Raw genomic sequence first — 25,939 nt, forward strand, 5'->3', positions numbered from 1 at the left:
CTGTCGCTTGGCCTGAGCCGTTTGTGATCCTACAATGGACAATGTCTAAGTCAAGTAAGGCTCCAAAGTCACACCCGTTCGGGATCTAGGTCCCCTTGCTGTTAGGCTGGTTTTATGAGTGACCTTCTGGAACGACTGCGCGGACGCGGCTGGCGCATGACCGCGCAGCGGCGCGTCGTGGCCGAGGTCCTCGACGGGGACCACGTTCACCTGACGGCCGACGAGGTGCATGCCCGCGCCGTGGCCAAGCTGCCCGAGATCTCCAGGGCCACCGTCTACAACACCCTGGGCGAGATGGTTTCGCTCGGCGAGGTCATCGAAGTCGCCACGGACAAGCGCGCGAAGCGCTACGACCCGAACGCGCACCGTCCGCACCAGCACCTGGTCTGCGCCCAGTGCGGCCAGATCCGCGACGTCCACCCGACGGGCAACCCGCTGTCGACGCTCCCCGATTCCGAGCGCTTCGGCTTCACGATCTCGGACGTGGAGGTCACGTACCGGGGCGTGTGCCCGAACTGCGCGACGGTCTAGGACCTGTCCTAGCCACACCACGGTTCCGCAGTACTCCCGAAGGGGCCCGCACCGCAAGGTGCGGGCCCCTTCGCGTTGCCCCGCCCCGCCCTCCGTCCGCCGCCGCGCAACGGCCCACCCCCTTCCAGAATCTGACGACCCGTCATATTCTCGCGGGCGCCCACCACAACCCCGCACCCCGGAGGGCCCATGCACCCCAAGCTCCGCGCCCACGACCTCACCCGCACCTTCGGTGCCACCCACGCTCTCGGCCTCCTCGACCTCACGGTCGCCCCCGGCGAATTCGTCTGCGTCGTGGGCCCGTCGGGCTGCGGCAAGTCCACGCTGTTGCGCATCGCCGCGGGCCTGACCCGCCCCTCGACCGGCACCCTGGAGATCCGCACCGCCGATCCGCGCCCGGCCGCGATGATCTTCCAGGACTACGGCATCTACGACTGGAAGACGGTCCTGGCCAACGTCCGCTTCGGTCTCGACATCCAGAAGGTCCCGCGCCGCGAGGCGAACACCCGCGCACGCGACTGGCTGGGCCGCATGGGCCTGGCCGACTTCGCCGACGCGTACCCCTCCGCGCTCTCCGGCGGTATGCGCCAACGCGTCGCGATCGCCCGGGCGTTGGCGGTGGAGCCCGAGATCCTCCTCATGGACGAGCCCTTCGCCGCACTCGACGCCCAACTGCGCACGATCCTCCAGGACGAACTCCTCGAACTCACCCAGTCGACCCGGACCACCACCCTCTTCATCACGCACAGTCTGGAGGAGGCGATCGTCCTCGGCGACCGCGTCCTCGTGATGTCGGCCCGCCCGGGCCGGGTCATCGCCGAACGCCGCCCGCCGTTCCCCCGCCCCCGCACCGGAGACATCCGCTCCACCCCCGAATTCACCTCGCTCAAGGGCGAGTTGTGGGACCTGCTGCGCGGCGAGGTCAGCCAGGACCAGACGAACCAGGCGGTCCCGGCATGACGACGACCACGCCCGCCAAGACCACCGAGGACGTCCTGGTCCGCGCCCCGGGGCCGCAGGAACTCCATCCCGTCCGCACCCGCCGCAGGCGCCGCGCCCTCGAACTCGCCCTCGCGATCGCGGTCCCCCTCGCCCTGGTCCTCCTGTGGCAGCTGGCGGCCACCCAGTCCTGGATCGACGACCGCGTCTACCCCGCCCCGTCGACGATCCTCGCCGACGGCTGGAACCGGGCCGCCGACGGCGACCTGTGGCCGGACGTGTGGGCCACCCTCAAGCGCGTCCTCGCGGGCTACGCGATCGGCACCCTCGCGGGCTATCTCCTCGGCCTGCTCATGGGCTCGATATCCCTGATCCGTGCGGCACTGGAACCCCTCCTCGACGCCCTCTACGTCGTCCCGAAACTCGCCCTGCTCCCCGTCTTCCTCAACATGTTCGGCCTCGGCGAAGGCCCTCAGGTCGCACTCGTCGCAGCGACCGTCTTCTTCTTCGTATGGATCTCAACGATGGCGGCAGTGCTCTCGGTTCCCGCCGGCCACACAGACGCGGGACAGGTTTTCGGCGCGTCCCCGTGGCAGATGTTCCGCCACGTCCTGCTCCCCGCCTCACTGCCCGCGGTCCTGGTCGGCGCGCGCATCGCGGCGGGCGTCGCGGTCCTCGTGATCGTCGCCTCGGAGCAGATCGCCGCGACGAACGGCCTCGGCCACCTCATCTTCGACGCCCGCGCCCTCTTCCAGAACGACGTCATGTTCGTCGGCATCGTCTGCGTGGCCGTCCTCGGCGTCCTCTTCTCCGAACTGGTGCGCCTCGCGGGCCGGTTGCTCACGCCGTGGGCCCCGCGCGACCGCGGCCGCGGCCAGTCCTGACGCCGCCCCTCACCCGGTCCATCTTGTACGGAGGTTCCATGCGCACCAGAAACACGGGTACGGCCCTGCTCCTGACCGGCACGCTCATCGCCGCCGCGAGCGCCTGCGCCAAGAACGACACCCCGTCCGACACCGCCGCGAAACCCCGCACGATCAAGGCGGTCGACGGCTGCGGCAAGGGCAGCTGGACCGACCCGTCCGACCTCGCCCCCGACCGGAAGCCGGCCCGCTGCGCCAAGGGCGCCCCCGCCCCGGTCAAGCTCGCCAGGACCCGGAAGCTGACGATCGCGACGGGCACGCTGGCCGCCGAGTACGTGGCGCCCCTCGAAATGGCCGTCGAGAAGGGCGAGTTCAAGAAGGAGGGCCTGGATGTGACCTTGAAGGTCCTGCCGACCCCGGACGCCCTCCCCCTCCTGGCCAAGGGCGACATCGACGCCCAGTGGGCCGCGCCCGAGGCCGCCGTCATGAACGGCATCCTCGGCGGCTTCGACATCAAGTGGGTCGCGGGGAACTTCTCCCCCGACCCGAAGTCCAAGAGCGGCCTGTGGGTCCACCTGAAGGACGGGCAGAGCGCGGCCCAAGTCTCCATGGCGGGGCGGAAGATGGGCACGATGATCGGCAAGGGTTCCGTCATCTCGTACCCCATGAACACCGCGCTGGAGAAGCACGGCGGCGGCCTCGACAAGGTCCAGTTCCAGCAGCTCGGCTCCGCCGACGTGCTGACCGCACTGCAGAACGGCGGCGTCGACTCGGCCTGGCTGCTCGACCCGGTCTGGCGGAAGGTCGACGGCGACAAGAACTACGCGTTCCTCGGCGGCCAGCCCGAGGGCGAACCTCTCGGCGGCCTCCTCTTCGGCCCCAAGCTCCTCGACGAGGACCCGGACGCGGGCGTCGCGTTCCTGCGCGCGTACATCCGCACGGTGAACACGTACTTCGCGGGCGACTACAAGAAGGACCCGGCGTTCGTCACCGAACTGGCCGGCCTGCTGAAGACGGACAGGTCGGTCCTCGAGTCGACGCCGTCCCTGCGCATGGACTGGGAGATCCGCGGGGGCACCACGGACCGGCTGCAGGAGGCGTACAAGGCGGCGGGCGTCTCCAAGGGCGATCCGCTGCCCGAGTCGAAGACGGTGGACAGGAAGTTGTACGAGGAGGCGGTCGGCCACGTCTCCTGAGGTATCCCCCAGAACTCCTGAGGCATCCTCTGGAACATGAACGAGGCCCGGAACCTAATGGTTCCGGGCCTCGGACTTTCAGTAGCGGGGACAGGATTTGAACCTGCGACCTCTGGGTTATGAGCCCAGCGAGCTACCGAGCTGCTCCACCCCGCGTCGGTAAACACGACTCTACGGGATGCCTCCGACCAGCGCAAATCCGTTCCGCGGGGCCCGCTGCACCTAGGCGGTGAGCTCTTGGCGGAGCGCGTCCCGCAGACGTCCCGCCCGCTCGGCCACCTCCGCCGGCCCGAGCTCCACGGCCCGGCACGCCCACGTCTGGCCCTCGGCCAGGTCCCCGCGCCGCGCGCACAGCAGGGCGAGCCGGAGCGCCGCCCGGCCGTGCCCGTGCTCGGCGGCCCGGGTCCACCACAGCGCCGCCTCCGGCTCGCTGCCCTCGCGGGCGAGCAGCAGCCCGAGGTTGAACGCGCCGTTGCGCGAACCGGCCTCCGCGGCCTCGCGGTACCAGCGCGCCGCCTCGACGACGTCGCCGCGCACGGCGGCGAGCATCCCGACGCGGACCTGCGCCCTGCGGTGCCCGTGCTCGGCGGCCCGCTCGTACCACTCCTCGCACTCGCTCTTCACGGTGACGGGCTCGCCCAGCTCGTGCCGGGTCTCGGGCGGCCGGCGCACGTCGAGCAGCGAGGCCAGCCGGTAGGCCGCCTCCGGACTGCCGCCACCCGCAGCGCACCGCAGGTGTCGCTCGGCACTCTGCTCGTCGCCCTCGCGCAGGCGCGCGATACCGGCCTGCAGCGCGGCCTCCGTGTGCCCTCCTGCGGCGGCCCGCTCGTACCACTGGAGCGCCTTGAGGGCGGCCTCGTCCTCCTCGCGGCCCGCGTACAGGATGCCGAGGTTGAACGCGGCGTCGACGCTGCCCGCCTCGGCCGCCTTGGAGAACCAGGGCTCGGCGCCGACCGCGTCCCCGTTCTGCAGCAGCAGCACGGCGAGCGCGTTGGCCGCCTCGCGGTGGCCGGCGTACGCGGCCCGGCGGTACCAGCTCTCGGCCTGCGCGGTGCGCTTCTGCTCCGCGCACAGCAGGCCCAGGTTGTACGCGCCGTTGTTGTCGCCCGCGTCCATGGCGGCGCGGTACCAGCGCTCCGCGGTCTGCGTCTCGCCGCGCCGGGCGTGCAGCGCGCCGAGGGCATTGGCCGCGTTCCCGTCGCCGTCCTGGGCGGCGCGCAGCCACCACACGGCGGCGCTCTCCTCGTCCCCGGCGTCGCGCAGCAGGAACGCGAGGGCGCACGCGGCGCGCGGCTCGCCGTCCTTGGCGGACGTCAGGTACCAGCGCCCGGCCTCCTTGAGCTCGCCGCGCTTCTCCAGGATCGCGCCGAGGTGCAGTGCGGCCCGCCGGTGCCCGCGCGCGGCGGCCTGGCGGTACCACTGCTCGGACTCGGCGGCGTGCTCCTTGTCGTCGTCGGCAGCGGACGGGTCCGCCGCATCCTTGCGGTCCAGGGCACGGGCGAGTCGGTAGGCGGCCTCGCGATGTCCGCGCTCGGCGGCGACCCGCATCCAGCGCTCGGCGCCGACGTCGCTGCGGTGCTCCAGGAGGTCGGCGAGCGCGTACGCGCCGAGGGTGTGGCCCTGCTCGGCGGACTGGCGCAGCCAGTACTCGGCGGCGGGCTCGTCGCCCCGCTCGCGGAAGTGGCGGCCGAGGGCGTGCGCGGCCGGGGCCGAACCGGCGACGGCGGCGACGCGCCACCATCCGGCGGCCTCGTCCGCATAGCCGCGCTGGTGGAGCAGGACACCCAGATTGTTGGCGGCGGCCCGGTCGCCCGCGCCCGTGGCGGCACGCAGCAGGGGCTCGGCTCCGTCGAGATCTCCGCGGCGCAGCAGCATGGCGCCGAGGACGCTCATCGCCTCGACGTCGCCGGCCTCCGCGGCCAGCCGCTGGCGTGCTTCTTCTGCCGCCTCGCCCGGATCTCCCACCTCAAATGGGCCGGAAGGCTGCACAAACCGCCCTGTCTCCAACAGAGTTGCCTTGTCCCCCATAACGTCCATCGTCGCACCACCTGCAACCTGGGTACACCTGGTATACCGCAGCCATTGAGGTCACTTCAGCGTTTTGTCGACATGCCCACAGGGAGACAAGTGAAACACAGATCGCCCAACTCCCCCCGGGCGGAGCAGTCTTCGTACGTACTGAGTACGCACCGGGTACACACCTGATACGCGCTTCGCACATGCCAGTGGCTCGTGACGACCGGGGCTCGGACGCACCGAAGGCCCGGAAGCCTTAGCTTCCGAGCCTTCGATCACCAGTAGCGGGGACAGGATTTGAACCTGCGACCTCTGGGTTATGAGCCCAGCGAGCTACCGAGCTGCTCCACCCCGCGCCGTTGTGTTCAAACCGTACCACGGCGCGGGTGGGCTCCCGGTCAGCCGCCGGCCGACCCCTTCTTGCCGCTGTCCGCGTCGCCGCTCTTCCCGGTGTCCTTCTTGGCGTCCTTCTCCGCCTGCGTCTGCGCCTTCTCGGCGCGCTGGAGGGCGTCCTGCAGCTTGTCCTGCGCCTCGCCGTACGCGGCCCAGTCACCCGCCTTCATGGCCTTCTGACCGTCCTCGAAGGCCTTCTCCGCGTCCGCGAGCGCCGCCTTGACGGTGGAGTTCTCCGGTGGCTGTGTCGTGCCCCCACCGGGCTTCTCCGGCTCCGGTGTCGCTCCGTCGGCCTTGAAGGCCTGGTTGAGCGCCTCCGACAGGGAGTCGGCGAAGCCCATGTTGTCCCCGTACGAGACAGCGACCTTGCGCATCAGCGGGTACTCGGAGTTGCGTCCCTGTGCGTAGATCGGCTCCACGTACAGGAAGCCCTTGTCGAGTGGCACCGTCAGCAGATTGCCGTACAGGACCGTCGAGTCCGCGCCCTTCATGTCGCGCACCCAGTTCGCCACGGAGCCCGAGGAGTTGAGCTTGTTCTGCACCTGCTCGGGTCCTTGGACCTTGTCCTCGGTGACTCTCAGGAGTCTTATCGTCCCGTAGTCCTTGCTCGTGGCATCGGCATCAACGGCCATGAAGGCACGCAGGTTGGGCCTGCCACTGGGCGTGAACGTCGTCGTGAGCGAGAACTGCTGGCTGGTCTGACCCGGCATCTTCATGGACAGGTAGTACGGCGGAACCGCGCTGTTGTCCTTCTTGGTCGGGTCGTTGGGGACCTGCCAGGCGTCGGACGCGTTGTAGAACTGGTCCGAGTTCGTCACGTGGTACAGGCTCAGCAGCTCCCGCTGGACCTTGAACATGTCCTGCGGGTAGCGCAGGTGCTCCTTCAGGTCGGCCGGGATCGCGCTCTTGGGCTGGACCGTGCCGGGGAACGCCTTCTTCCAGGTCTTCAGGACCGGGTCCTCGTCGTCCCACGTGTAGAGCTTGACCTCGCCCGTGTACGCGTCGACGGTCGCCTTCACCGAGTTGCGGATGTAGTTGACCTGGTTCTGCTGGGTCACCACCGCCCGCTGGTTGTCCGCCTCGTTGAGGGAGTCGGCCGTGGTGTCGCCCAGCGTCGTACGGGACGCGTACGGGTAGCCGTTCGACGTCGTGTAGGCGTCGACGACCCACTTGATCTGGCCGCCGACGACCGTCGGGTAGGCGTCTCCGTCGATGGTCAGCCAGGGCGCGACTGCCTCGACGCGCTCCTTCGGCGTGCGGTTGTACAGGATCCGCGAACCGTCGCCGATGGCGCCCGAGTAGAGGATCTGCGGCTCGCTGAAGGCCACCGCGTACGCGGCGCGGTTGATCGGGTTCGAGAGGTTGACGCCGCTGTCGCCCTTGTAGCTCGTGGTCTTCTGCTGGCCGTCGTCCTGCTCGTAGTCCAGCTCCTTCTGCGGCCCGCCGACGATCGAGTACTGCGTCGTCTTCTCGCCGTAGTAGATGCGCTGGTTGTAGTCGCCGAGGTCACCGGTGGTCGGCAGGCCCGACTCGGTGAACGTCGGAGCGCCGTCCCCGGACGTCGACGTGCCCTTCGCCGTCACGGCACCGAAGCCGTGCGTGTACACGAAGTGGTCGTTGATCCAGTTGCGCTTGTCCAGCTTGCCGAGGTTCAGCTCGCGCAGACCGACGACGGTGTCCTGGCCGTTGTAGCGGTCCACGTCGAGGGTCGTCGGGAACTGGTAGTACTTCCGCTGCTGTTCGAGCTGCTGGAACGTCGGCGAGACGATGTTCGGGTCGTTCAGCCGGTAGCTGGCCGCCGAATCGGAGTCCGTGCGCTGCTTCTTGGTGTCGTCCGAGCCCTTGCCGCTGTAGTCGACCGGCGTCGCCTTGTCGATGCCGTACGCCTTGCGGGTCGCCTCGATGTTCTTCTCGATGTACGGGGCTTCCTTGGACTGCTCGTTCGGCTGCACCGTGAACTTCTGCACGATGGCCGGGTACAGGCCGCCGATCAGGATCGCCGAGAGCACCATCAGGCCGAAGCCGATGACCGGCAGCTGCCAGGTGCGCCGCCACAGGGTCGCGAAGAACAGGATCGCGCAGATGACGGCGATGCAGAACAGGATCGTCTTCGCCGGCAGATACGCGTTCGCATCGACGTACCGCAGGCCCGTCCAGTTGTCCGTCGCTTTGAAGTCGCTCGACTTCACGGCGAGCCCGTACCGGTCGAGCCAGTACGCGACGGCCTTCAGGGTCACGAACACGCCGAGCAGGACGGACAGATGGCCCGTCGCTGCCGCCGTCGCGCGCGCGCCCGGGCTGGTGATGCGCAGCCCGCCGTACAGGTAGTGCGTCAGCGCCGCGGCGACCAGGCCGATGACGGTGGCCGCGAACCCGAAGCCGAGCAGGAAGCGGTACCAGGGCAGGTCGAACGCGTAGAACGACACGTCCAGGTGGAACTGCGGGTCCTTCTGGTTGAAGGACACGCCGTTCACGAACATCAGCCAGGTGCGCCACTGGCTGGCGGCCGACGCTCCCGCGATCAGCCCGACCAGGGCGGTGATGCCGAGCAGCAGCCACCGCTTGAAGGGCGCGATGCCCATCCGGTAGCGGTCGAGGCTCTGCTGCTCCATCGACATGGCGCTCAGCGGCGGACGCAGCCGGTGCGCCAGCCAGATGTTCACGCCCACGGCCAGCGCCATGAGCAGACCGAAGACGAAGAACAGCCCGATCTTCGTCCACAGCGTCTTGGTGAAGACGGACGAATAATTGACCGATCGGTACCAGAGCCAGTCCGTCCAGAATCCGGCGAACATGACGAAGGCCATGCCGAGCACGGCCAGGACGCCCAGCGTCAGCAGCAGCGTCCGGGCCCGCCGGGACGGGCGGCCCACTCTGATCCGCGGCCCTGTCGGGCCTCCGCCGCGGTCCGGCATCTGGAAAGCCAAGGTGTGCACCTCGAAGTTCAGTAATCGATCGGCCGGGCCCCCGAGATCGCGGACCCATCACCTATGCAACTTACTCACGCTTTACTCAGTTCCCGGTTCGGGGGAGGAACGAGGCAGGATTGTGACCATGTCCAACACACCCATGGCAGCGAGCCCCCTCACCCGGGCCGTACTCGAGATCGACGAGTACGCCTCCGGCCTCGGCTGGGACCAGCCCGCTCGCCTCTTCGCCCTCGTCGACACGGCCGCGCTGCGCGCCCAGGAACCGGCTCTCGCCGCCCAGCTCGGTCTGGAGGGCGAGCAGGAGGCCCCCGGCCTCACCCCCATCGAGCAGGACGAGGTCCCCGCCGACAAGCCGCTGGACGAGTTCCTCGGCACCATCGCGTGGCCCGACGCCGTCGCGGGCTGCGCCCTGACGGTCGAGCGCCTCATGCTGCCGCCGTCCGCCGAGGCGTCCGTCCCCGAGGGCCTCAGCGGCAAGAAGCTCACGAAGTGGGTCGCCGAGCACCCGGACCGCCAGGAGGTCCGGATGACGGTCGGGGTGCTGCGCGACGGCACCCGTGACTCGGCGCTGCGCCTGCGCGAGAAGGACTCGCCGACCGAGGTCCTCACCGGCGGGGCCCTTGTACCCGGCCTCGCGGAGGCCTTGGCGGCGACGTTCGCCTAGTTCCGCCGTCTCGCGGTTTCGCGGTTTCGCCGCATGAGGTTTTCTTCGTCTACGTAGAGGGGCGCCACCGGGAGATCCCGGTGGCGCCCCTCTACGTAGTGCCGTGTTCCGACGCTCAGCCCTTGCTCGTGCACGTCTGCAGATCGGCGGTGTCACCGCTGCGGATGTCCTTGAGGGCGTCCATCGCGTCGTCGATGGTGTCCACCTTGACCAGCGTGAGCCCGTCCGGGGTGTCCTTGGCCGCGGCGGCGCAGTTGTCCTTCGGCGTCAGGAAGTACTGCGCTCCCTTGTCGCGGGCACCGACGGTCTTCATCTCGATGCCACCGATGGGGCCGACCTTGCCGTCGTCGTCGATGGTGCCCGTGCCGGCCACGAACTTGCCGCCGGTCAGATCGGTCGGCGTCAGCTTGTCGACGATGCCGAGCGAGAACATCAGGCCCGCGCTGGGGCCGCCGACGTCGGCGAGCTTGATGTCGATCTGGAACGGGAAGGTGTGGTCGGTCCCGGCCTGGATGCCGACGATGGCGCGTCCGTCCTCGGCCTTGTCCGTCTTGATCGTGACCGTCTCCGTACGGGTCGCCTCCTTGCCCTCCTTCTCGGCAGCGGCGGCCTCCTTGACGGGCACGATCGTGAAGACGACGTCCTCGCCGGGCTTGTGCTTCGTGACGAGCTTCGCGACGTCGCCCGGCTTGGTGACCTTCGTCCCGTCGACGGCCTTGATGACGTCACCGGCGTGCAGCTTGCCCTCCGCGGGGCTGTCCTTCACGACAGTGGAGACGATCACCCAGGACTTCACGGGGATGTTCAGCTCGTTCAGCGCAGCGACCTTGGCGCTCTCCTGGGACTGGCTGAACTCCTCGGCGTTCTCCTGCGAGGACTGTTCCTCGGTCTGGCCGTCCGGGTAGAGCGTGTCGTGCGGCACCACGATGCTGTCGTGGGCGAGCCATCCGTAGACGGCCGACACCAGGTTCATGTTGTAGTCGGCGCTCGTGACGCGGACCGTCGTCATGTTGAGGTGACCGGACGTCTCGTACGTCTTGTGACCGGAGATCTGGATCACGGGTTCGCCGTCGTGGTCCGCCAGCGTGTTCACCGTCGGGCCCGGGGACATCTCCGAGTAGGGCACCTTGATGAGTACCCCCGCGCAGAGCAGCGCGATCAGGATCAGGGTCGAGGCGAGCATCGTCGCGGTGCGGCGTGGCATGGAACGACAGTACGGGACGCCCCTGTCAACGCACCTGTGGGGCCGGGCCGTCCGAGGTCAGGTGCCCGAGTGGGACTTCTCCATGGCCTCACGGAAACGCGCGTAGCCACTGAGCTCGCTGACATCGCCCGTCTTGTGGCGATTGCGACCTGCCCAGGTGCCCCACAGTCCGGCGCCCACCGCAGCGACAACCGGAATCAGCAGCCACATGAGCGCTGCCATGCCGACCTCCCGACCCCATGAGCGACCGCAACTGACTGATCAGCAGATTAACCATCCGCAATGTCAACGCTCGCCGCAGGGGTGCGGTTACGCAACCGGAACCTCAGCAGGCCCCGACCCACTCTTCTGTCCCATCGGAGAAGCTCTGGTGCTTCCAGATGGGCACTTCGTGCTTGAGGTCGTCGATGAGCTTGCGGCACGCCTCGAAGGCCTCGCCGCGGTGCGGGCACGACACGGCGACGACGACCGCGAGATCGCCCACCGACAGATCACCGATCCGGTGGACGGCCGCCAGGGCGCGCACGGGGTAGTCGGCGACGACCTTCTCCGCGATGCGCCGCATCTCCGCCTCGGCGGTCGGATGGCACGAGTAGCCGAGCCGGTCCACGTCCGCCCCGCCGTCGTGGTTGCGCACGGTCCCCACGAAGAGCGTGGTGCCGCCCGCCGCGTCGTCCCCGACGGCCTGGAAGACCTCGTCCACGGAGAGCGGCGTCTCACGAATGGCGAGCAGCTTGATCGGGTCCTGCGCCGCCTGCTCACCGGGGTGGTCGTGCTGGGTGGGTGCCATGGACTCATCGTGCCGTACGCCGCCGACAACCGTGAATAGCGCTTTCGACCGGCACGCGCGCGTACCGGCTTGGAGTCTCCTACAACAGGGCTGCACGGGAAGGCCTCAGATGCGGCGGCGCGCCTTCCGGACCCGGCGCACGACGGCTGCCGTGCCGAGCAGTGCGACGGTCGCGCCCGCGGCACCGGCCGCCGTCGCGTCCTTGCGGCCGAGGCGTCGGCCGGCCACCGTGCGGCGGCCCGCGACCTCTTCGAGGAGCTCGGCGAGAACCTCCTCGTTCGTCCACTGCGGCCGCCATCCCGCGTCGTGCAGCCGGCTCCCGCTCACGACCCAGGGGTACATCGTGTAGGCGAGGTCCCCGGCCGGGGAGGGCGTCAGGCCGATGCGGTGCAGGCGCGCGGCCGCACCCAGCGCGACGGCCGAGGGCAGCTCCATGCGCCGGATGGCGCTGAGTTCCTCGACCTCCTCCTGCTCGAGCCAGCCGTCGCAGCCGACGGCGAGCTCCCCGTCGACCTTCTCGAGGACCGCGTACTCCAGGGCGCTGCACAGGTCGTCCACGTGGCAGAACTGCCAGGCAGGCCGTGAACCGGCCACCACCAGGAGGCGCGGTGACTCGAAGTACCGCGTGAGGGCCGTGTCCATGCCTCCTACGAGCACCGCGGGACGCACCACAGTGACGTTCAGGCCGGGGTGCGCGCGGGGTGCGCGGCGGGCGAGCCGCTCGATCTCCAGGAGGTCGCCGACGCCGGTGGCCTCCGCGGTGGCGCGCAGTTCCGCGTCCTCGGAGAGGGGAAGCTCGTTGTCGGCGAGCGCCCCGTAGACCATCGCGGAGGTGCACAGCACGACCCGGTGGACTCCGGCGGCGGCCGCGGCGGTGAGCACGGTCTGGGTGCCGCGGACGTTGTAGGCGGTGCGGGCCGCGGGGTCCGACTCCAGGTCGAGGTCGAGCGCCAGGTGCACGACGACGTCCGCGCCGCGCAGCTTCTCGGCGATGGCCGGATCCCGCACGTCCAGGATGTGCCACGTCGCGGACGCGCACTCGCCGCGCCGCTCGTCGATGGCGAGCACCTGCTTGATCTCCTCCGACGCGGCGAGCCGCTCGGTGAGCAGGGCGCCGATGCCGGACGCGGCACCGGTGACCGCGACCACGGGGCCTCGGACAGCCGGACTGGTTGAGGGGTTTCGCGCTGCGCGAACCTGCGGATCTGGGGAACTCACCGGGCGTCTCCAGCGGTTGTCTTCAGTACGTACGTGTATGACGCGTACGTACCAGGAGGCATCCATCCTGCCGCAGGCCATGAGTCGGCGAAGCACCGAGGCCCGATCCCGCCATGGTGTCTACGCTGGGTGTGTAGTCGGGCAGTCGCCGCCGGCGCAGAAACCGGTGGCCTTACCAGCCGAGGAATCCCGTGAGTGACACCCCATTCGGTTTCGGCCTTCCGCCGGAGGAGCCGGACGACGGCGACGAGGGCAAGAAGAAGGACCAGCAGGGCGGTGGCGGTCAGGGACCGGCCAACCCCTTCGGATTCGGGCTGCCGGGCATGCCCGGCGCGGGCGGTGTGCCGGGTGCCGGTGCGGACAACCCGTTCGCGGCGATGTTCGGCTCGATGAATCCGAACGACCTGGGGGCGGCCTTCCAGCAGCTCGGCCAGATGCTCTCGTACGAGGGCGGCCCGGTGAACTGGGACATGGCCAAGGACATCGCCCGCCAGACGGTCTCCCAGGGCACGCAGGACGGCGTGAAGGACGCGAGCGTCGGCCCCGCCGACCGCACCGCCGTCGAGGAGGCCGTGCGCCTGGCCGACCTGTGGCTGGACGACGCGACGTCGCTCCCTTCGGGCGCGGGTTCCGCGGTGGCGTGGAGCCGCGCCGAGTGGGTCGAGGCGACCCTCCCGGTGTGGAAGGAGCTCGTCGACCCGGTCGCCGAGCGCGTCGGCATGGCCATGGGCGATGTGCTGCCCGAGGAGATGCAGGCCATGGCGGGCCCGCTCATCGGCATGATGCGCTCCATGGGCGGCGCCATGTTCGGCTCGCAGATCGGGCAGGCCCTCGGCGTCCTCGCGGGCGAGGTCGTGGGCTCCACGGACATCGGGCTGCCGCTGGCCCCGGCCGGCAAGGCCGCGCTGCTGCCGCTGAACATCGAGGCCTTCGGCAAGGACCTCGGCGTCCCCAAGGAGGAGGTCCGCCTCTACCTGGCGCTGCGCGAGGCCGCCCACCAGCGGCTGTTCTCGCACGTGCCGTGGCTGCGCTCGCACCTGTTCGGCGCGGTCGAGGGGTACGCGCGCGGCATCAAGGTCGACACCTCGAAGCTGGAGGACGTGGTCGGCCAGTTCGACCCGCAGAACCCGGAGCAGCTCCAGGAGGCGCTGCAGCAGGGCATGTTCCAGCCGGAGGACACCCCGGAGCAGAAGGCCGCTCTCGCGCGCCTGGAGACCGCTCTGGCGCTCGTAGAGGGCTGGGTCGACGCGGTGGTCCACGCGGCCGCGAAGCCCCGTCTGTCGTCCGCCGACGCGCTGCGCGAGACGCTGCGCCGCCGCCGTGCGACCGGTGGCCCGGCGGAGCAGACGTTCGCGACGCTGATCGGTCTCGAGCTGCGTCCGCGCCGTCTGCGGGACGCCTCGCGCCTGTGGGCCTCGCTCACGGACGCGCGCGGGGTCGACGGCCGCGACGGCCTGTGGGCGCACCCGGACATGCTGCCGACGGCCTCCGACCTGGACGACCCGGACGGGTTCGTGCACCGCGAGCAGCTGGACTTCTCGGAGCTGGACAAGATGCTCGGCGAGGCGGCGAGCGGCACCGCCGAGAAGCCGAACCTCTCCAAGGACGACGAGTCCGACAACGACGGCAAGGACGACACCGACAAGTGAGCCTGTACGACGACGCGGTCCTCGTCCTCAAGGGGTACGAGGACCAGCCGGACCTGCGCCAGGCCTACCTGGACCACCTCGCCACCTACGGTGAGGCCGCGATGGGCAAGCCCTGCACCGCGGGCCACCTGACGGCGAGCGCTCTGGTGATCGACCCCACGCGCGGGCGCGTGCTGCTCACCCTGCACAAGAAGCTGCGGATGTGGCTCCAGATGGGCGGCCACTGCGAGCCCGGGGACCAGACCCTGGCGGCGGCGGCCCTGCGCGAGGCGACGGAGGAGTCCGGCATCGCGGGGCTCACGCTGCTGCCGGGCGGCCCGGTCCGGCTCGACCGGCACCCGATCCCGGGCCCGTGCACGCAGCACCTGGACACGCAGTACGCGGCGCTCGCCCCGGCCGACGCCACGGAGGCCATCAGCGACGAGTCCCTGGACCTGCGCTGGTTCCCGTACGACGAGGTCGCGGACGTCGCCGACACGTCCGTGGTCCGTCTGGTGGAAGCGACGCGGGCGCGCCTCTGAGCACCTGTGCATGTGTAAGGGGCGGGCGCCCATAGCGCCCGCCCCTTACACATGCATCTACATAGGGAGGTCAGTTCCAGGCGTTCCCCTGGTTCTGCCCGCGGGCCCCCTGCTGTCCCATCCCGTACTGCGCGGCGAGGCCGCTGCCGATCGCCGCGTTCTGCGGCGGCAGCAGCTCGCTGGGCTGGACGAGCGCGTAGCCCTGGCCCATGAAGCTGAGCTCCCAGCCCTCGCCGGTGTTGCCGCGGCGCCGCCAGACGCCCGAGGAGTGCGTCTGCGCCTGCATCTGGACCCTCAGCCCGTTCGACCAGGCGACGATGGCGTCCGCGTCGGCGTTGACGTACTTGTCGGGCGTGACCTGGAGCATCAGCGGCTGGCCTGACGTCATCAGGGCGACCTTGCCACGGCCGGTGATGTTGAGCTGGTACTTGCCCGAGCCGGAGATGCCGAACTGGCTGTCCACGGCGATGACTTCGTGGTGCAGTGACGAGTCCATCGCCAGTACGTAGCTGCTGTCGACGGTCAGTCCGTCCTGCTCGACATCCACTACGTGGATGTACTGGGCGAGGTTCGCCAGGTAGACGGTGCCCTGCCCGTGGCAGCGCATCAGGTCGAGGCCCTCGCCGGTGTGCGCGCGGGCGCGCCGCTGTCCCGACGTCTGGACCTCGCCGTCGAACTCCATCAGTCCCTGGTAGGCGACCATCGAGCCCTTGCGGGCGAGGATGTCGTCGTGGCCTTCGAGGGTGACCCGCAGCATCTGCGGGTTCTGCACCGCGTAGCGCTCCTGGGTCTGCTGCTCGGTGTATGCGAAAAGCGGGCTCTGCATGGTGTGTTCGCTCCCCCTCAGCCCCGTGCTCGGAGACGGTCGGTGCTGTCCTCACTGGGCTGTACGACGACGATGCCCTCCCCGGAGAAGCCCATCTGGTAGGCCTCGCCGCTGCCGCGCCCGATGAGCGAGCCGGCCCTGAAGCTGCGCTTGCCCTTCACCTTCAGGTTCGGTGACCAGGCGATGAGCGCGTCCGGATCGACGTACGTCTCGTCCTCGCCGCGACCGCAGTCGACGACGATGGGGGTACCGCGCGAGGTCAGGGCGACGTGCCCCTGACCGCTGATCTTGATGTTCCACAGGCCCTGCCCGGCGAACTTGGCCAGGCCCTTGACCCGCTCGACGCCCCACTGGAGGTGTGCGTCGAAGGCGAGCAGGTTGGTGCCGTTGACGGAGATCGAGTCGCCACCGAGGTTGATGACGACGACGTCCGCTCCGTAGTCGGCGAGATAGAGCAGGCCGTCACCGGTGCACTTCATAAGAGGCGCGCCTTCACCGGTGATCCATTCGCGTGCGACCTGGCGTACGGCGGGCGGGTTCGGCTCGTACTGGACGAAGCCTTCGTAGGCGACCATCGAGCCCACGCGCGCGAAGAGGTCGTTTCCGGTCTGCATGGCGACCTTCAGCATGTTGCTGCCGTGGTTCTCCATGCGGGCGGCTACCGGGGTCGGGGCGAAGCCCGCGAGCGGCTGGTTCATGACGGGCTCCCTCAGACCTCGTACGGCTGGACGACGATGAAGTTGCCGGGTGCGCCCCGGAACTGGAGGTTGACGCTCTCCCCGCTGTGGCCGGGATAGGCGTTGCGCCGCATCCGCACCTGGCTGGAGACGATCGCCTGTGCGGCCGCGGACCAGGCCACGACCGCGTTGCAGTCGGCGAAGGTCGTCGGTGTCACGGGCAGCACGACGGGCGTCCCGTGCGTCTTCACGACGACGGTTCCGGTGCCCTGGAACTGCATCACGAACAGGGCACCTCCAGGAATGCCGTGCCCCTCGATCCTGCGCACCTCGTGCTGAAGGCTCTCGTCGAAGGCGAGCACGTTCTCCGCGGAGACACAGATCGCGTCGCCCTGGAGCTCGATGGGGTGCAAGTAGGTCGCCTCTTCCGCGAGGAAGACCTGGCCGCGGCCCGAGCAGCGCATGAGCTGCATCTCCTGGCCGGTGGCGTTGCCCACGATGCGGCCGGCGAACCCGGCTCCCTTGTAGCCGAATTCGACCTTGCCCTGGTAGAGCACCATGCTGCCCTGCCGGGCGAGCACGGGCTGGTCGCCACCGGCGCCGAGGTCGACGCGGATCAGCTTCTTGTTCTGCGGCGTCCAGCGCTGTCCGGTGGGAGCCTCGCGGTACTTCTCCAGCGCGGCCGCCACACCGGGCGCGACGGCCTGCTGGGGCACGCCCTGCGGGGCGCCGTACGGGGAGGGGGCCGCGGGCGGCTGACCGTAGCCGGGGGGTGCGGTCGGCGTCTGCGGCTGGCCGTAGCCGGGCGGCAGGGGCGCGCTGCCCTGGCCCGGGACCTGCCCGAACTGGGGCTGCTGAGGCGGCTGTTGCGCGTATGGTGCGGGCGCCGGGGGCGGCGGCACCGTACCGGGCGGCGTGGACAGGGGCGCGACGATGGTCGGCGCCGCGTGCACGGGAGGGGCGGCCGGGGTGGGAGCGGGCGAGGGTGTCGGGCTCTGCGGCGGAGCGAAGTGCTGCGGAGCCGGAGCAGGCGCGGGTGCCGGTGCGGGTGCCGCCGGGGCACCGAAGGCGGGCGGCGCGGAGGTCTGCGCGGGTGGCGCGAATCCGGGGGACGCGGACTGCGGCTGCGCGGCGGGCTCCTCCTCGGCGACCTCGCCGCCGAAGTTCTTGAGCAGTGCGTCCAGGCCACCGTCGAACCCCTGCCCGACCGCGGCGAAGCGCCACACGTCCTTCAGGTAGAAGTCGCCGAGCATCACCGCACGTTCGGTGGAGAACTCGCCGCCGTGGAACGCGTACCGGGCAACCTCTTCCCCACCGGCGACGATGCGGATGTAGCCGGGCGCCACCTGCGACATCTGTCCCGCGCCGTCCAGAGTCGCGGTGAACGACAGCTTCTGGATGTGCGTGGGGATCTTTTCGAGTGTGACGCGGAACGACTCGGTGTCACCGGCCTGGGAACCGAGCAGCTGGACGGATTCCTCGGGCGTCTTGGGCTGGTTGAAGAAGACGAAGTACCGGTCGTCGGAGAGCCGTTCCTCGGCGTCGAGGCCGAAGCAACTGATGTCGAAGGTCAGTCCCGGGCCGCTGATCTGCACGCCGACGTACAGGTCCGTGCCCGCGGTGAGGTCACTGATCTTGGCCTTGTGGCCGCGTTGGAATTCCCTGGCCATGCGTAACGACCGTCCCCCATCCCGATGGTGATTGCGTCGCGCCAGGCTAACTGCAAACGCTGAGGGCGGAAGAAGTCGGTACAGCCCTGGTACAGAACCGTCCCAGAAGCCCCGTCACTCGCCGCGCGCGGCCGGCAGATGCGGCAGCCGGTCCGCGGCGACCACTCCTTCGAGGTAGCCGCGCGCCCGCTCGGTCCGCGGGTACGCCTCCAGAAGGCGCCAAAAACGCGGGCCGTGGCCGGGGACCAGCAGATGGGCGAGCTCGTGGACGAGCACATAGTCCACGACGTACTCGGGCATGCCCTGCAGTCGGTGGGAGAGGCGGATGCTGCCCTCTGCCGGGGTGCAGGAACCCCACCGGGTGTTCTGGTTGGTGACCCAGCGCACCGACGCGGGGCGGGCCTTGCCGTCGAGGTACTGCTCGGAGAGCCGCTCCGCGCGCTCGGCCAGCTCCGCGTCGCCCAGGACCCGTTTGCTCTCCTGCGCTGCGAGTTTGTCGAGCATGACGCTCACCCAGCGCTGCTCCTCGGCCTCCGACATCCGGGCCGGGATGAGGACCACGGTGCGATCGCCCTCGCGGTACGCGGAGACCGTCCTGCGGCGCCGGGCACTCCTGCGGACCTCGACCGCGCTCGCCCCCGGACCGCCTGGCGGCGGGCTGGTCGTGCTGCGCTGCGTGTTGGTGGCACGGTGCAGTGGGTCGGCGGGCACGCCCCGACGTTACCCGGTGGGCAGGGCGGAAGTCCCGCCTCCGGAACTGTTCGGTGCGGCCGCGCACCCCTACCGCTTGATTAGTACGACTATCACCCACCGCCTGTGGACAACCCGCATCACGGATCCGGCGGGACGGGCATGCTGGCCATCGATCGACCCGCCGGACAGGACGGCTGGCACAGCACGGGGGAAACAGCGATGCATCCGATCTTGAAGCCTGCGCTGCGGCGCGGCTGGCACGACCTGAACACGGTGCAGTTCGGGATGACACCGGCGCATGCGGTGGTGCTCGGTCCGGTCGACACGGCCACGGGCAGCTTTCTGACCCTGCTCGACGGGACGCGCGGCGTGCCGCTCCTGCGCGACGAGGCCCGGCGGATGGGACTGCCCGACGGACATGTGGACGCGCTTCTGGAGCGGCTGACCGGGGCGGGTCTCCTGGACGACACGACGGGCGGCGGCCGGCCCGCGGAAGCGCTGCGCAAGCGGACCCAGGTGATGGACCGGCTCCGCCCCGACCACGCCGCACTGACGGTGACCACCTCCGAACCGGCCGATGCCGTACGGATGCTGGCGGCACGGCACACCATGCGTGTGCAGGTCAGAGGGGCCGGTCGGGTGGGCGCTCTGCTCGCCTCGACCCTGGCCGCAGCCGGCGTCGGGCACGTCGATGTGCGTGACGGCGGCTGCGTCCAGCCCTGGGACGTATCGCCGGGCGGCCACCCGGCAAAGGCGGTGGGCGAGCGCCGGGACGTGTCGGCGCGTCACCAGGTGCGCAGCTTGGCGCCGGCCCGGCCCCCGCGCCCGGACCAGCGCAGGGCACGACCGGCGGCAGGCGAGCCGGAGCCGGGAGATCCGCCGCTCTCCCTCGTGATCATCGCCCCGCGCGACGGACTCGCGGTCCACTCCCCCGACCCGTCCGCCGTCGAGGACCTGGTCGCGGCGGGCATTCCCCATCTGTACGCGGGCGTGGTCGAGGCGACGGGAATCGTGGGGCCGCTGGTCCTGCCCGGCGGCACGGGCTGTGCGCAGTGCCTGCTGCTCGGTCGCACCGATCGGGATCCGACCTGGCCGCGGCTGCTCGCCCAATGGCGCTCGGGGCATGCCGCCCGGCAGGTGCAGGCGTGTGACGTGGGCCTGGCCACCGCGGTGGCGGGTCTCGCGGCGGCTCATGGACTGGCGTTCCTGGACGGGGAGTTGCCGTCGAGCACGGGAGCGCGCTGGGAGGCGTCCGCACCGGGATTCGACTGGCACGGCAGACCCGTGTGGCCACATCGGGAGTGCGGATGCGGTGCGGGTGAGAGAGGTAACGGGCAGGAGGTCTCCGTGGAGGAAGGGCCGCACGACACAATGGCGGGGTAGGCAATGGCTGTCGGCGTCACGGCGCCTGGGCACGCGCGGCTCGGCTGTCCGGCACTTGGAGGGGTGTATGTCTGATCTTCCCCGGAAGGCGGTTACCCGTACCGCCAAGCTGGCCGCACTACCGATCGGCTTCGCCGGCCGCGCGACCTGGGGTCTCGGCAAGCGCATCGGCGGCAAGTCCGCGGAGCTGGTCGGCCGGGAACTGCAGCAGCGCACGGCGGATCAACTGTTCAAGGTGCTCGGCGAACTCAAGGGCGGGGCGATGAAGTTCGGGCAGGCCATGTCCGTCTTCGAGTCCGCGCTGCCCGAGGAGGTCGCGGGTCCCTATCGGGCCGCCTTGACCAAGCTCCAGGAAGCGGCGCCGCCGATGCCGTCGCGCACGGTGCACACCGTTCTCCAGGAGCGCCTCGGCACTCAATGGCGCGACCTGTTCCTGGAGTTCGACGACAAGCCGTCCGCTGCCGCGTCGATAGGCCAGGTCCATCGTGCCGTGTGGCGCGACGGGCGCGAGGTCGCGGTGAAGGTGCAGTACCCGGGCGCGGGCGAGGCCCTGCTCTCGGACCTGACCCAACTGGGCAGGTTCGCCCGCCTGTTGGGGCCAATGATTCCGGGGATGGACATCAAGCCGCTGATCGCGGAGTTGCGCGACCGCGTCTCCGAGGAGCTGGACTACGCGCTGGAGGCACAGGCCCAGGAGGCACACGCCGAGGAGTTCGACGGCGACCCGGACGTCGTGGTCCCGCGGGTGGTGCACCAGTGCGAGCAGGTGCTGGTGACGGAGTGGATCGACGGGACGCCCCTCGCCGAGATCGTCAACGACGGAAGCCAGGAACAGCGGGACCGCGCGGGCCAGTTGCTGGCGCGCTTCCTCTTCTCCGGTCCGGCGCGCACGGGCCTGCTGCACGCGGATCCGCACCCGGGAAACTTCCGCCTGCTGCCGGACGGGAAGGACGGCTGGCGGCTGGGCGTGCTGGACTTCGGCACCGTGGACCGGCTGCCCGGCGGACTGCCCGACCCGATCGGCAAGTCCCTGCGGATGACGCTCGACGGCGAGGCGGTCGCGGTCTACGAGTTGCTGCGCGAGGAGGGCTTCGTCAAGGAGTCGATCGAGCTCGAACCGGACGCCGTGCTCGACTATTTGCTGCCGATCATCGAGCCCGCCCAGGTCGACGAGTTCCGGTTCACCCGCTCCTGGATGCGCAGCCAGGCGGCGCGGATCGCCGACCCCCGCTCCCCGGCCCACCAGTTGGGCAGGCAGCTCAATCTGCCGCCTTCGTACCTGCTGATACACCGGGTGACGCTGAGCACGATCGGGGTCCTGTGCCAGCTCGGCGCGACGGTGCGGCTGCGGGACGAACTGGAGGCGTGGGTACCGGGGTTCGTGGCCGAGGACGGAGCGGAGCCCGAGCCGGGCTCGGTCGCGCAGGCCTGACCGGCACCGGCCCGATCACCACCAGTCGGAGTCGAGCCGCCCTTCGATGGCCCTGATGTTCTCGCGGGCGCAGGCGTCACAGAAGTGGCGGCGGACTCCGCTCTCGACGGAGCACGTCCAGGTCAGCGGAGTTCCCTGGGCAGTCGTGCCGCACCGGGCGCACACGACGGTCGATCGGTCGGGTTGCTGCGCACAGTCCCCGTCAGGAAGAGACGTCACTCCGCGACGATAACTCCATGGACCGATGATCTTCGCGCACCACGCACCGCGGGGGCCGGTCCCTTCCGGACCGGCCCCCGCGGGAGCAGCCGCGCACTGTTGCGGCTCATGTCGGTGCTGTGCTGCCGACGGTCTGTTACTGCATGACGGCCATGGCGAGGGCGCGGCGGGCGCGCAGCGACGCGCGCTCGGCGCGGCGCTGCATCCGACGGGCCATCACCAGGCGCATGGCCTGGCGCTCGGCGTCGGCCTCGCGCTGTCGCTCGTGCATATGCGCACGGGCCAGGGCTTCTGGGATGAGTTGCATCTGGTGGGTCCTGTTCTGGCGCGAGTCGGTCGCACCGGACGTGGTGAAGTCTGGAATCGCGGAGCCGGCGGGCTCGCTCGTGGACGGCTTCATCGGGGCCTGCTTCTTGGGGTCGTGCGTCAGGGGGCGGTCGATCGTTCCTCGGATGCTCATGCCGCGACCGGGTTCTTGCGCGGACGGCCACGCGGCCGCTTCCGGGCCACGACGACACCCTGGACGAACAGCTCGCCACCCCAGACGCCCCAGGGCTCACGCCGCTCCTTGGCACCGGCGAGGCAGGCCTCGACCAGCGGGCAGGTACGGCAGAGGGACTTGGCGTACTCGACATCCGCCGGCGACTCCGCGAAGAAGACCTCGGGGTCGTAGGCACGGCAGGGGACGGGTACGCCGAGGTTCTCGATGGCGTCGTCGAGCGCGGTGAGCGCAGTCAGCGGGTTCAAGGTGGAGTCCTCCGTGGGGACGGGCGGGGGAAGAGGGTCTGAAGGCGGTACGGACGGGGCGTGCGCTTCGAGTTGCACGGTGTCGTCTTCCTCGTCTGGTCGTTCCGGCCGGTGGGCCGGGTGGCGGTGGTACCGGGTTCTTTTCTTGTCCCGAGGCCCCTTCGTTCTGGTCCCTCGGAAGATCGCTGGGTCTTCCGGGAAAACAGAAGGGCCGCGGATCCCGGGTGGGGTTCCGCGGCCCTGAAGGCGCCGGCCTGATCGTCGATCAGGCTGGATCACTCCAGGGTTCGAGCCCACGGAAGGCCCACATCGTGTGGTGCTGCGTCGTCTGCTTCCGGAATCCGGCACCGGCTGCCGCAAAGGCATAGGCCTGAGCCTGTGCATTCGCTACTGCTTCCGGTGCCTTCGTCGGTCGCTCATTGCCCTCGCGGATGGGAAGACCCGCGAGAGACAGACCGGACTCCGGACGCATGGCGCTGACGCCAGACAGACCGGTGCCCAGGTTCGAGAAGCCGAGCAGGCAGGAAGCGACGACCGAGCGATCGGTCATTTTCACGGTGCTGATGGAGCTGGTGTTGATGCTGATCACTGGAATCGCCTCCTCTCGGCGTCTTGGGGACCGGTGTGATCCGGTCCGACGGCTATCAAGTACAACACGAAACCAGGGCCTTCGAGAAGGACCGCTGCTCTCGTGCTTAAGAACCTATGGGGATTGCTGGGGCATGCGCAAACTATTTTTTCGACGAGTTTGCATCAGTCGCCCTCGCCGACTCCTCCAAGCTCATCGCCCACCACCTGACCTGCGCAGATGGCCAGCACGTCCGAGCCGTAGGCCCGAAACTTCCGTACGCCGACGCCCGGGATGCGGGACAGCTCGCCCTCGTCCTCCGGTGCCGCCTCGGCGATGGCGATCAAGGTCTTGTCCGTGAAGACGCAGAACGCGGGCTGCCCGAGGGCGCCCGCCGTGCGGGTGCGCCACTCGATGAGACGCTCGTACAGCCCCTCGTCCATGTCGGACGGGCAGTCCTCGCAGCGCATCAGTTTCATCTCGCCCGCTTCGAGGGTACGTCCGCACATCCGGCAGCGCGCCACCTTTCTGGCGCCTCTGCGGCGGGAGGGCTCCAGCGGCTCTGCCGCATCGGGCCTCGTCCCGTGCTCGATGCCACCTCGACCGCCGCTCGCGCCGCGCCCGACCGTGCCGGTGGAGCCCGGCCGCAACCCGTCGAGGAAGCGGCTGGGTCTGCGGCTCGCCCGGCCGCCGGGCGAGCGGGACAGCGCCCAGGACAGGCCGAGGTGGTGACGGGCCCGGGTCACGCCCACGTACAGGAGCCGCCGCTCCTCCTCGATCTGCTCGTCGGTCTTGGCGTACGTGATCGGCATCATGCCTTCGGCGAGGCCGACCAGGAACACGGCGTCCCACTCGAGGCCCTTCGCCGCGTGCAGCGACGCGAGCGTGACGCCCTCGACGGTGGGGGCGTGCTGCGCGTTCGCCCGCTCGTCGAGCTCGGCCACGAAGTCGGCCAGGGTCGCCGTGTCGTGGGACCGGGCGAAGTCCTCCGCGAGCCGGGCCAGCGCGGCGAGGGACTCCCACCGGTCACGAACGGCACCCGAGCCCGCGGGCGCTTCGGTCGTCCAACCCTCGCCGGACAGGACCGCCCTGACCTGGGAGGGCAGGTCGACGGCCTCGTCGAGGTCCGCGTCATTGCTTCCGAAGCGGGCCGCCGCGCGCAGCGAATGACCCGCCTTGCGCACCTCGGCGCGCTCGAAGAAGCGCTCGGCTCCCCGCAGCTGGTAGGGCACACCGGCGTCGGCGAGGGCCTGCTCGTAGATCTCCGACTGCCCGTTGGTCCGGAACAGGATGGCGATCTCGCCCGCAGAGACCCCGGAGGCGATCAGTTCGCGGATGCGGCGGGCCGCGCCTTCGGCTTCGGAGGGCTCGTCGACGTACTCGACGTAGACCGGCTCGGGTCCCGCCTCGCGCTGGGAGATCAGCTCGAGGCGGTGCTCCGCGGCTCGCCCGCTCGCTCGGGCCAGGACGCCATTGGCGAGGTGCACGACCTGGGGCGTGGAGCGGTAGTCGCGCACGAGCTTGACGACCGTGGCGCCGGGATGGCGGGTGCGGAAGTTGAGCAGGTGATCCGGTGTGGCCCCGGTGAAGGAGTAGATCGTCTGGCTTGCGTCGCCGACGACGCACAGATTGTCCCGATCGCCGAGCCACAGGTCGAGCAGGCGCTGCTGGAGCGGGCTGACGTCCTGGTACTCGTCGACGACGAAGTGCTGGTACTGGGCTCGGATCTGGTCGGCGATGTCGTGCCGGTCCTGAAGGATGCCGACGGTGAGGAGCAGGACGTCCTCGAAGTCGATGACCGTGCGGTCCCGCTTCAGCGTCTCGTAGCTGGCGTAGATCTGGGCGATCTCGGCGGGATGGCGGGGGCTCTCGCGCCCGGCCTTGTGGGCCGCGGCCGCGTAGTCGCCCGGGACGGTCTGGGTGACCTTGGACCACTCGATCTCCGCGGTCACGTCGCGCAGCTCACCGCGGTCCAGGCGCAGTCGGCAGGCCGCCGCGGCGTCGGCGACCAGCTGGATCTTGCGGTCGACGATGCGGGGCAGCTCACCGCCTACCGCCTTGGGCCAGAAGAACTGGAGCTGGCGCAGAGCGGCCGAGTGGAAGGTGCGGGCCTGCACTCCCCCGGCGCCCAGCTGGCGCAGGCGGCCGCGCATCTCGCCCGCGGCGCGGTTGGTGAAGGTGACGGCGAGGACGGTGTTCGGCTGGAGGATCCCCGCGCGCACGCCGTACGCGATGCGATGGGTGATCGCTCGCGTCTTGCCCGTGCCGGCGCCCGCGAGTACACACACCGGACCGTGCAGGGCCGTCGCCACGGCGCGCTGCTCGGGGTCGAGCCCGTCGAGCACCGCGTCGGCCGATTCCGGGACCTGCGGGAACAGGGTGGAGTGCGTTGCTGCTGTCACCCCGCCATGCTGCCAGGTCGGCGGGGACAGGTGCGTCACGTTGTCCACAGGTAGCCAGTGTTAGTCGTACTAATGCGGCCGACGTGCGGGAATGGTCGCCGCGTCGCGTACGTTCGACTCATTGCGAACACGCATCCCCAGCCACAAAGGAGCGCGAGGAACATGCCGGGCACTGTGACGATGTACAGCACCACGTGGTGCGGCTACTGCCAGCGGCTGAAGAAGCAGATGGACCGCGAGGGCATCGCGTACTCCGAGATCAACATCGAGCACGACCCGGAGTCGGCGGCGTTCGTCGAGAAGGCGAACGGCGGGAACCAGACGGTCCCCACCGTTCTGTTCGACGACGGCTCGACGCTGACCAACCCCTCGCTGGCGCAGGTCAAGCAGAAGATCGGCGTCTGAGTC

Annotated in this window: 24 protein-coding genes, 2 tRNA genes and 1 pseudogene; 10 read left to right on the plus strand and 17 right to left on the minus strand. The window is 70.0% G+C overall.

All coding sequences use genetic code 11. The annotated features are described in order from the left end of the window. Window positions 1-114 precede the first annotated feature (114 nt). The 4 genes from ACIBUY_RS17165 (at window position 115) to ACIBUY_RS17180 (ending at window position 3,529) form a co-directional block, all read left to right on the plus strand. Window positions 115-531: a Fur family transcriptional regulator gene (locus tag ACIBUY_RS17165; protein WP_399152946.1), complete on the plus strand. Its 417-nt coding sequence runs from the start codon at window positions 115-117 to the stop codon at window positions 529-531. 189 nt (window positions 532-720) lie between these two features. Continuing rightward, window positions 721-1,491: an ABC transporter ATP-binding protein gene (locus ACIBUY_RS17170; RefSeq protein WP_399152947.1), complete on the plus strand. Its 771-nt coding sequence runs from the start codon at window positions 721-723 to the stop codon at window positions 1,489-1,491. Then, a complete protein-coding gene (locus ACIBUY_RS17175; protein WP_399152948.1) occupies window positions 1,488-2,354 on the plus strand; it encodes an ABC transporter permease in 867 nt (288 codons plus the stop codon). Before ACIBUY_RS17170 ends, ACIBUY_RS17175 begins: the two co-directional genes overlap by 4 nt. A gap of 38 nt (window positions 2,355-2,392) precedes the next feature. Then, window positions 2,393-3,529, plus strand: a complete 1,137-nt coding sequence (locus ACIBUY_RS17180) for an ABC transporter substrate-binding protein (RefSeq protein ID WP_365562777.1) — start codon at window positions 2,393-2,395, stop codon at window positions 3,527-3,529. Window positions 3,530-3,611: 82 nt separating this feature from the next. Here ACIBUY_RS17180 and ACIBUY_RS17185 read toward each other — a convergent pair. The 4 genes from ACIBUY_RS17185 to ACIBUY_RS17200 form a co-directional block, all read right to left on the minus strand. Beyond that, a tRNA-Met gene (locus ACIBUY_RS17185) sits at window positions 3,612-3,685 on the minus strand. Window positions 3,686-3,751: 66 nt separating this feature from the next. Beyond that, window positions 3,752-5,566, minus strand: a complete 1,815-nt coding sequence (locus ACIBUY_RS17190; protein WP_365562774.1) for a tetratricopeptide repeat protein — start codon at window positions 5,564-5,566, stop codon at window positions 3,752-3,754. A 261-nt stretch (window positions 5,567-5,827) separates the two neighbouring features. After that, window positions 5,828-5,901: transfer RNA gene (locus ACIBUY_RS17195), tRNA-Met, on the minus strand. Between the two features lie 42 nt (window positions 5,902-5,943). Next, window positions 5,944-8,853: a UPF0182 family protein gene (locus ACIBUY_RS17200; RefSeq protein ID WP_365563282.1), complete on the minus strand. Its 2,910-nt coding sequence runs from the start codon at window positions 8,851-8,853 to the stop codon at window positions 5,944-5,946. Window positions 8,854-8,992: 139 nt separating this feature from the next. On the opposite strand from ACIBUY_RS17200, the gene ACIBUY_RS17205 reads away from it, so the two are divergent. Beyond that, window positions 8,993-9,532, plus strand: a complete 540-nt coding sequence (locus ACIBUY_RS17205; RefSeq protein ID WP_365562772.1) for a PPA1309 family protein — start codon at window positions 8,993-8,995, stop codon at window positions 9,530-9,532. A 115-nt stretch (window positions 9,533-9,647) separates the two neighbouring features. On the opposite strand, the gene ACIBUY_RS17210 is transcribed toward ACIBUY_RS17205, so the two are convergent. The 4 genes from ACIBUY_RS17210 to ACIBUY_RS17225 all read right to left on the minus strand — a co-directional run bounded on the left by ACIBUY_RS17210 (window position 9,648) and on the right by ACIBUY_RS17225 (window position 12,744). Then, window positions 9,648-10,736 (minus strand): PDZ domain-containing protein, encoded by a 1,089-nt coding sequence (locus tag ACIBUY_RS17210; protein ID WP_399152949.1) that lies wholly within the window; start codon window positions 10,734-10,736, stop codon window positions 9,648-9,650. 57 nt (window positions 10,737-10,793) lie between these two features. Then, window positions 10,794-10,958 (minus strand): hypothetical protein, encoded by a 165-nt coding sequence (locus ACIBUY_RS17215; protein WP_365510886.1) that lies wholly within the window; start codon window positions 10,956-10,958, stop codon window positions 10,794-10,796. A gap of 103 nt (window positions 10,959-11,061) precedes the next feature. Continuing rightward, window positions 11,062-11,526, minus strand: coding sequence for a molybdenum cofactor biosynthesis protein MoaE (locus ACIBUY_RS17220; RefSeq protein WP_365562765.1), 465 nt, complete (start codon window positions 11,524-11,526; stop codon window positions 11,062-11,064). A 105-nt stretch (window positions 11,527-11,631) separates the two neighbouring features. Beyond that, window positions 11,632-12,744 (minus strand): SDR family oxidoreductase, encoded by a 1,113-nt coding sequence (locus tag ACIBUY_RS17225; RefSeq protein ID WP_365562762.1) that lies wholly within the window; start codon window positions 12,742-12,744, stop codon window positions 11,632-11,634. Between the two features lie 191 nt (window positions 12,745-12,935). On the opposite strand from ACIBUY_RS17225, the gene ACIBUY_RS17230 reads away from it, so the two are divergent. Then, a complete protein-coding gene (locus ACIBUY_RS17230) occupies window positions 12,936-14,393 on the plus strand; it encodes a zinc-dependent metalloprotease (protein WP_365562758.1) in 1,458 nt (485 codons plus the stop codon). Continuing rightward, complete coding sequence (locus ACIBUY_RS17235) at window positions 14,390-14,914, plus strand: NUDIX hydrolase (RefSeq protein ID WP_399152950.1); 525 nt, start codon at window positions 14,390-14,392, stop codon at window positions 14,912-14,914. The genes ACIBUY_RS17230 and ACIBUY_RS17235 overlap by 4 nt, the downstream gene beginning before the upstream one ends. 70 nt (window positions 14,915-14,984) lie before the next feature. Here ACIBUY_RS17235 and ACIBUY_RS17240 read toward each other — a convergent pair whose 3' ends face one another. The 4 genes from ACIBUY_RS17240 to ACIBUY_RS17255 all read right to left on the minus strand — a co-directional run bounded on the left by ACIBUY_RS17240 (window position 14,985) and on the right by ACIBUY_RS17255 (window position 18,798). Further along, a complete protein-coding gene (locus ACIBUY_RS17240) occupies window positions 14,985-15,740 on the minus strand; it encodes an AIM24 family protein (protein WP_365562753.1) in 756 nt (251 codons plus the stop codon). 17 nt (window positions 15,741-15,757) lie between these two features. Next, window positions 15,758-16,438 carry an AIM24 family protein gene (locus ACIBUY_RS17245; protein ID WP_365562750.1) on the minus strand — a complete coding sequence of 227 codons (681 nt, stop codon included), beginning with the start codon at window positions 16,436-16,438 and terminating at the stop codon, window positions 15,758-15,760. Window positions 16,439-16,449: 11 nt separating this feature from the next. Continuing rightward, complete coding sequence (locus ACIBUY_RS17250; RefSeq protein ID WP_399152951.1) at window positions 16,450-18,087, minus strand: TerD family protein; 1,638 nt, start codon at window positions 18,085-18,087, stop codon at window positions 16,450-16,452. A gap of 114 nt (window positions 18,088-18,201) precedes the next feature. Continuing rightward, window positions 18,202-18,798 (minus strand): M48 family metallopeptidase, encoded by a 597-nt coding sequence (locus tag ACIBUY_RS17255; protein ID WP_365562746.1) that lies wholly within the window; start codon window positions 18,796-18,798, stop codon window positions 18,202-18,204. A gap of 201 nt (window positions 18,799-18,999) precedes the next feature. Between ACIBUY_RS17255 and ACIBUY_RS17260 the strand changes: the two are divergent. Both ACIBUY_RS17260 and ACIBUY_RS17265 read left to right on the plus strand, forming a co-directional pair. Beyond that, window positions 19,000-20,225: pseudogene (locus ACIBUY_RS17260) on the plus strand (ThiF family adenylyltransferase); the annotation flags it as partial. Window positions 20,226-20,230: 5 nt separating this feature from the next. Beyond that, on the plus strand, window positions 20,231-21,595 hold the full coding sequence (locus tag ACIBUY_RS17265; RefSeq protein WP_399152952.1) for an ABC1 kinase family protein: 1,365 nt from the start codon (window positions 20,231-20,233) through the stop codon (window positions 21,593-21,595). A gap of 15 nt (window positions 21,596-21,610) precedes the next feature. Here ACIBUY_RS17265 and ACIBUY_RS17270 read toward each other — a convergent pair whose 3' ends face one another. From ACIBUY_RS17270 to ACIBUY_RS17290, 5 genes are all read right to left on the minus strand, one after another. Further along, the gene (locus ACIBUY_RS17270; RefSeq protein WP_365562738.1) at window positions 21,611-21,814 is read right to left on the minus strand and encodes a hypothetical protein; all 204 of its coding nucleotides are present in this window, start codon (window positions 21,812-21,814) and stop codon (window positions 21,611-21,613) included. Between the two features lie 136 nt (window positions 21,815-21,950). After that, window positions 21,951-22,274 carry a hypothetical protein gene (locus ACIBUY_RS17275; RefSeq protein WP_365562735.1) on the minus strand — a complete coding sequence of 108 codons (324 nt, stop codon included), beginning with the start codon at window positions 22,272-22,274 and terminating at the stop codon, window positions 21,951-21,953. Then, a complete protein-coding gene (locus tag ACIBUY_RS17280) occupies window positions 22,271-22,639 on the minus strand; it encodes a WhiB family transcriptional regulator (RefSeq protein ID WP_365562732.1) in 369 nt (122 codons plus the stop codon). The genes ACIBUY_RS17275 and ACIBUY_RS17280 overlap by 4 nt, the downstream gene beginning before the upstream one ends. Window positions 22,640-22,826: 187 nt before the next feature. Continuing rightward, window positions 22,827-23,150 carry a hypothetical protein gene (locus tag ACIBUY_RS17285; RefSeq protein ID WP_365562729.1) on the minus strand — a complete coding sequence of 108 codons (324 nt, stop codon included), beginning with the start codon at window positions 23,148-23,150 and terminating at the stop codon, window positions 22,827-22,829. 164 nt (window positions 23,151-23,314) lie between these two features. After that, the gene (locus tag ACIBUY_RS17290; RefSeq protein ID WP_365562726.1) at window positions 23,315-25,531 is read right to left on the minus strand and encodes an ATP-dependent DNA helicase UvrD2; all 2,217 of its coding nucleotides are present in this window, start codon (window positions 25,529-25,531) and stop codon (window positions 23,315-23,317) included. A gap of 162 nt (window positions 25,532-25,693) precedes the next feature. Here ACIBUY_RS17290 and ACIBUY_RS17295 point away from each other — a divergent pair, with 162 nt between their 5' ends. Continuing rightward, window positions 25,694-25,936: a mycoredoxin gene (locus ACIBUY_RS17295; protein WP_365562723.1), complete on the plus strand. Its 243-nt coding sequence runs from the start codon at window positions 25,694-25,696 to the stop codon at window positions 25,934-25,936. Window positions 25,937-25,939: the final 3 nt, after the last annotated feature.

This window comes from Streptomyces sp. NPDC050085 (assembly GCF_044460595.1).
GTDB lineage: Bacteria > Actinomycetota > Actinomycetes > Streptomycetales > Streptomycetaceae > Streptomyces.

Bases quoted from the DNA above. Each gene is read 5' to 3' on its own strand.
- ACIBUY_RS17295 (WP_365562723.1), top strand. From the start codon at position 25,694: ATGCCGGGCACTGTGACGATGTACAGCACCACGTGGTGCGGCTACTGC.
- ACIBUY_RS17205 (WP_365562772.1), top strand. From the start codon at position 8,993: ATGTCCAACACACCCATGGCAGCGAGCCCCCTCACCCGGGCCGTACTC.
- ACIBUY_RS17250 (WP_399152951.1), bottom strand. From the start codon at position 18,087: ATGGCCAGGGAATTCCAACGCGGCCACAAGGCCAAGATCAGTGACCTC.
- ACIBUY_RS17210 (WP_399152949.1), bottom strand. From the start codon at position 10,736: ATGCCACGCCGCACCGCGACGATGCTCGCCTCGACCCTGATCCTGATC.
- ACIBUY_RS17175 (WP_399152948.1), top strand. From the start codon at position 1,488: ATGACGACGACCACGCCCGCCAAGACCACCGAGGACGTCCTGGTCCGC.
- ACIBUY_RS17220 (WP_365562765.1), bottom strand. From the start codon at position 11,526: ATGGCACCCACCCAGCACGACCACCCCGGTGAGCAGGCGGCGCAGGAC.
- ACIBUY_RS17245 (WP_365562750.1), bottom strand. From the start codon at position 16,438: ATGAACCAGCCGCTCGCGGGCTTCGCCCCGACCCCGGTAGCCGCCCGC.
- ACIBUY_RS17170 (WP_399152947.1), top strand. From the start codon at position 721: ATGCACCCCAAGCTCCGCGCCCACGACCTCACCCGCACCTTCGGTGCC.
- ACIBUY_RS17180 (WP_365562777.1), top strand. From the start codon at position 2,393: ATGCGCACCAGAAACACGGGTACGGCCCTGCTCCTGACCGGCACGCTC.
- ACIBUY_RS17190 (WP_365562774.1), bottom strand. From the start codon at position 5,566: ATGGACGTTATGGGGGACAAGGCAACTCTGTTGGAGACAGGGCGGTTT.
- ACIBUY_RS17200 (WP_365563282.1), bottom strand. From the start codon at position 8,853: ATGCCGGACCGCGGCGGAGGCCCGACAGGGCCGCGGATCAGAGTGGGC.
- ACIBUY_RS17275 (WP_365562735.1), bottom strand. From the start codon at position 22,274: ATGAGCATCCGAGGAACGATCGACCGCCCCCTGACGCACGACCCCAAG.
- ACIBUY_RS17265 (WP_399152952.1), top strand. From the start codon at position 20,231: ATGTCTGATCTTCCCCGGAAGGCGGTTACCCGTACCGCCAAGCTGGCC.
- ACIBUY_RS17165 (WP_399152946.1), top strand. From the start codon at position 115: ATGAGTGACCTTCTGGAACGACTGCGCGGACGCGGCTGGCGCATGACC.
- ACIBUY_RS17215 (WP_365510886.1), bottom strand. From the start codon at position 10,958: ATGGCAGCGCTCATGTGGCTGCTGATTCCGGTTGTCGCTGCGGTGGGC.
- ACIBUY_RS17240 (WP_365562753.1), bottom strand. From the start codon at position 15,740: ATGCAGAGCCCGCTTTTCGCATACACCGAGCAGCAGACCCAGGAGCGC.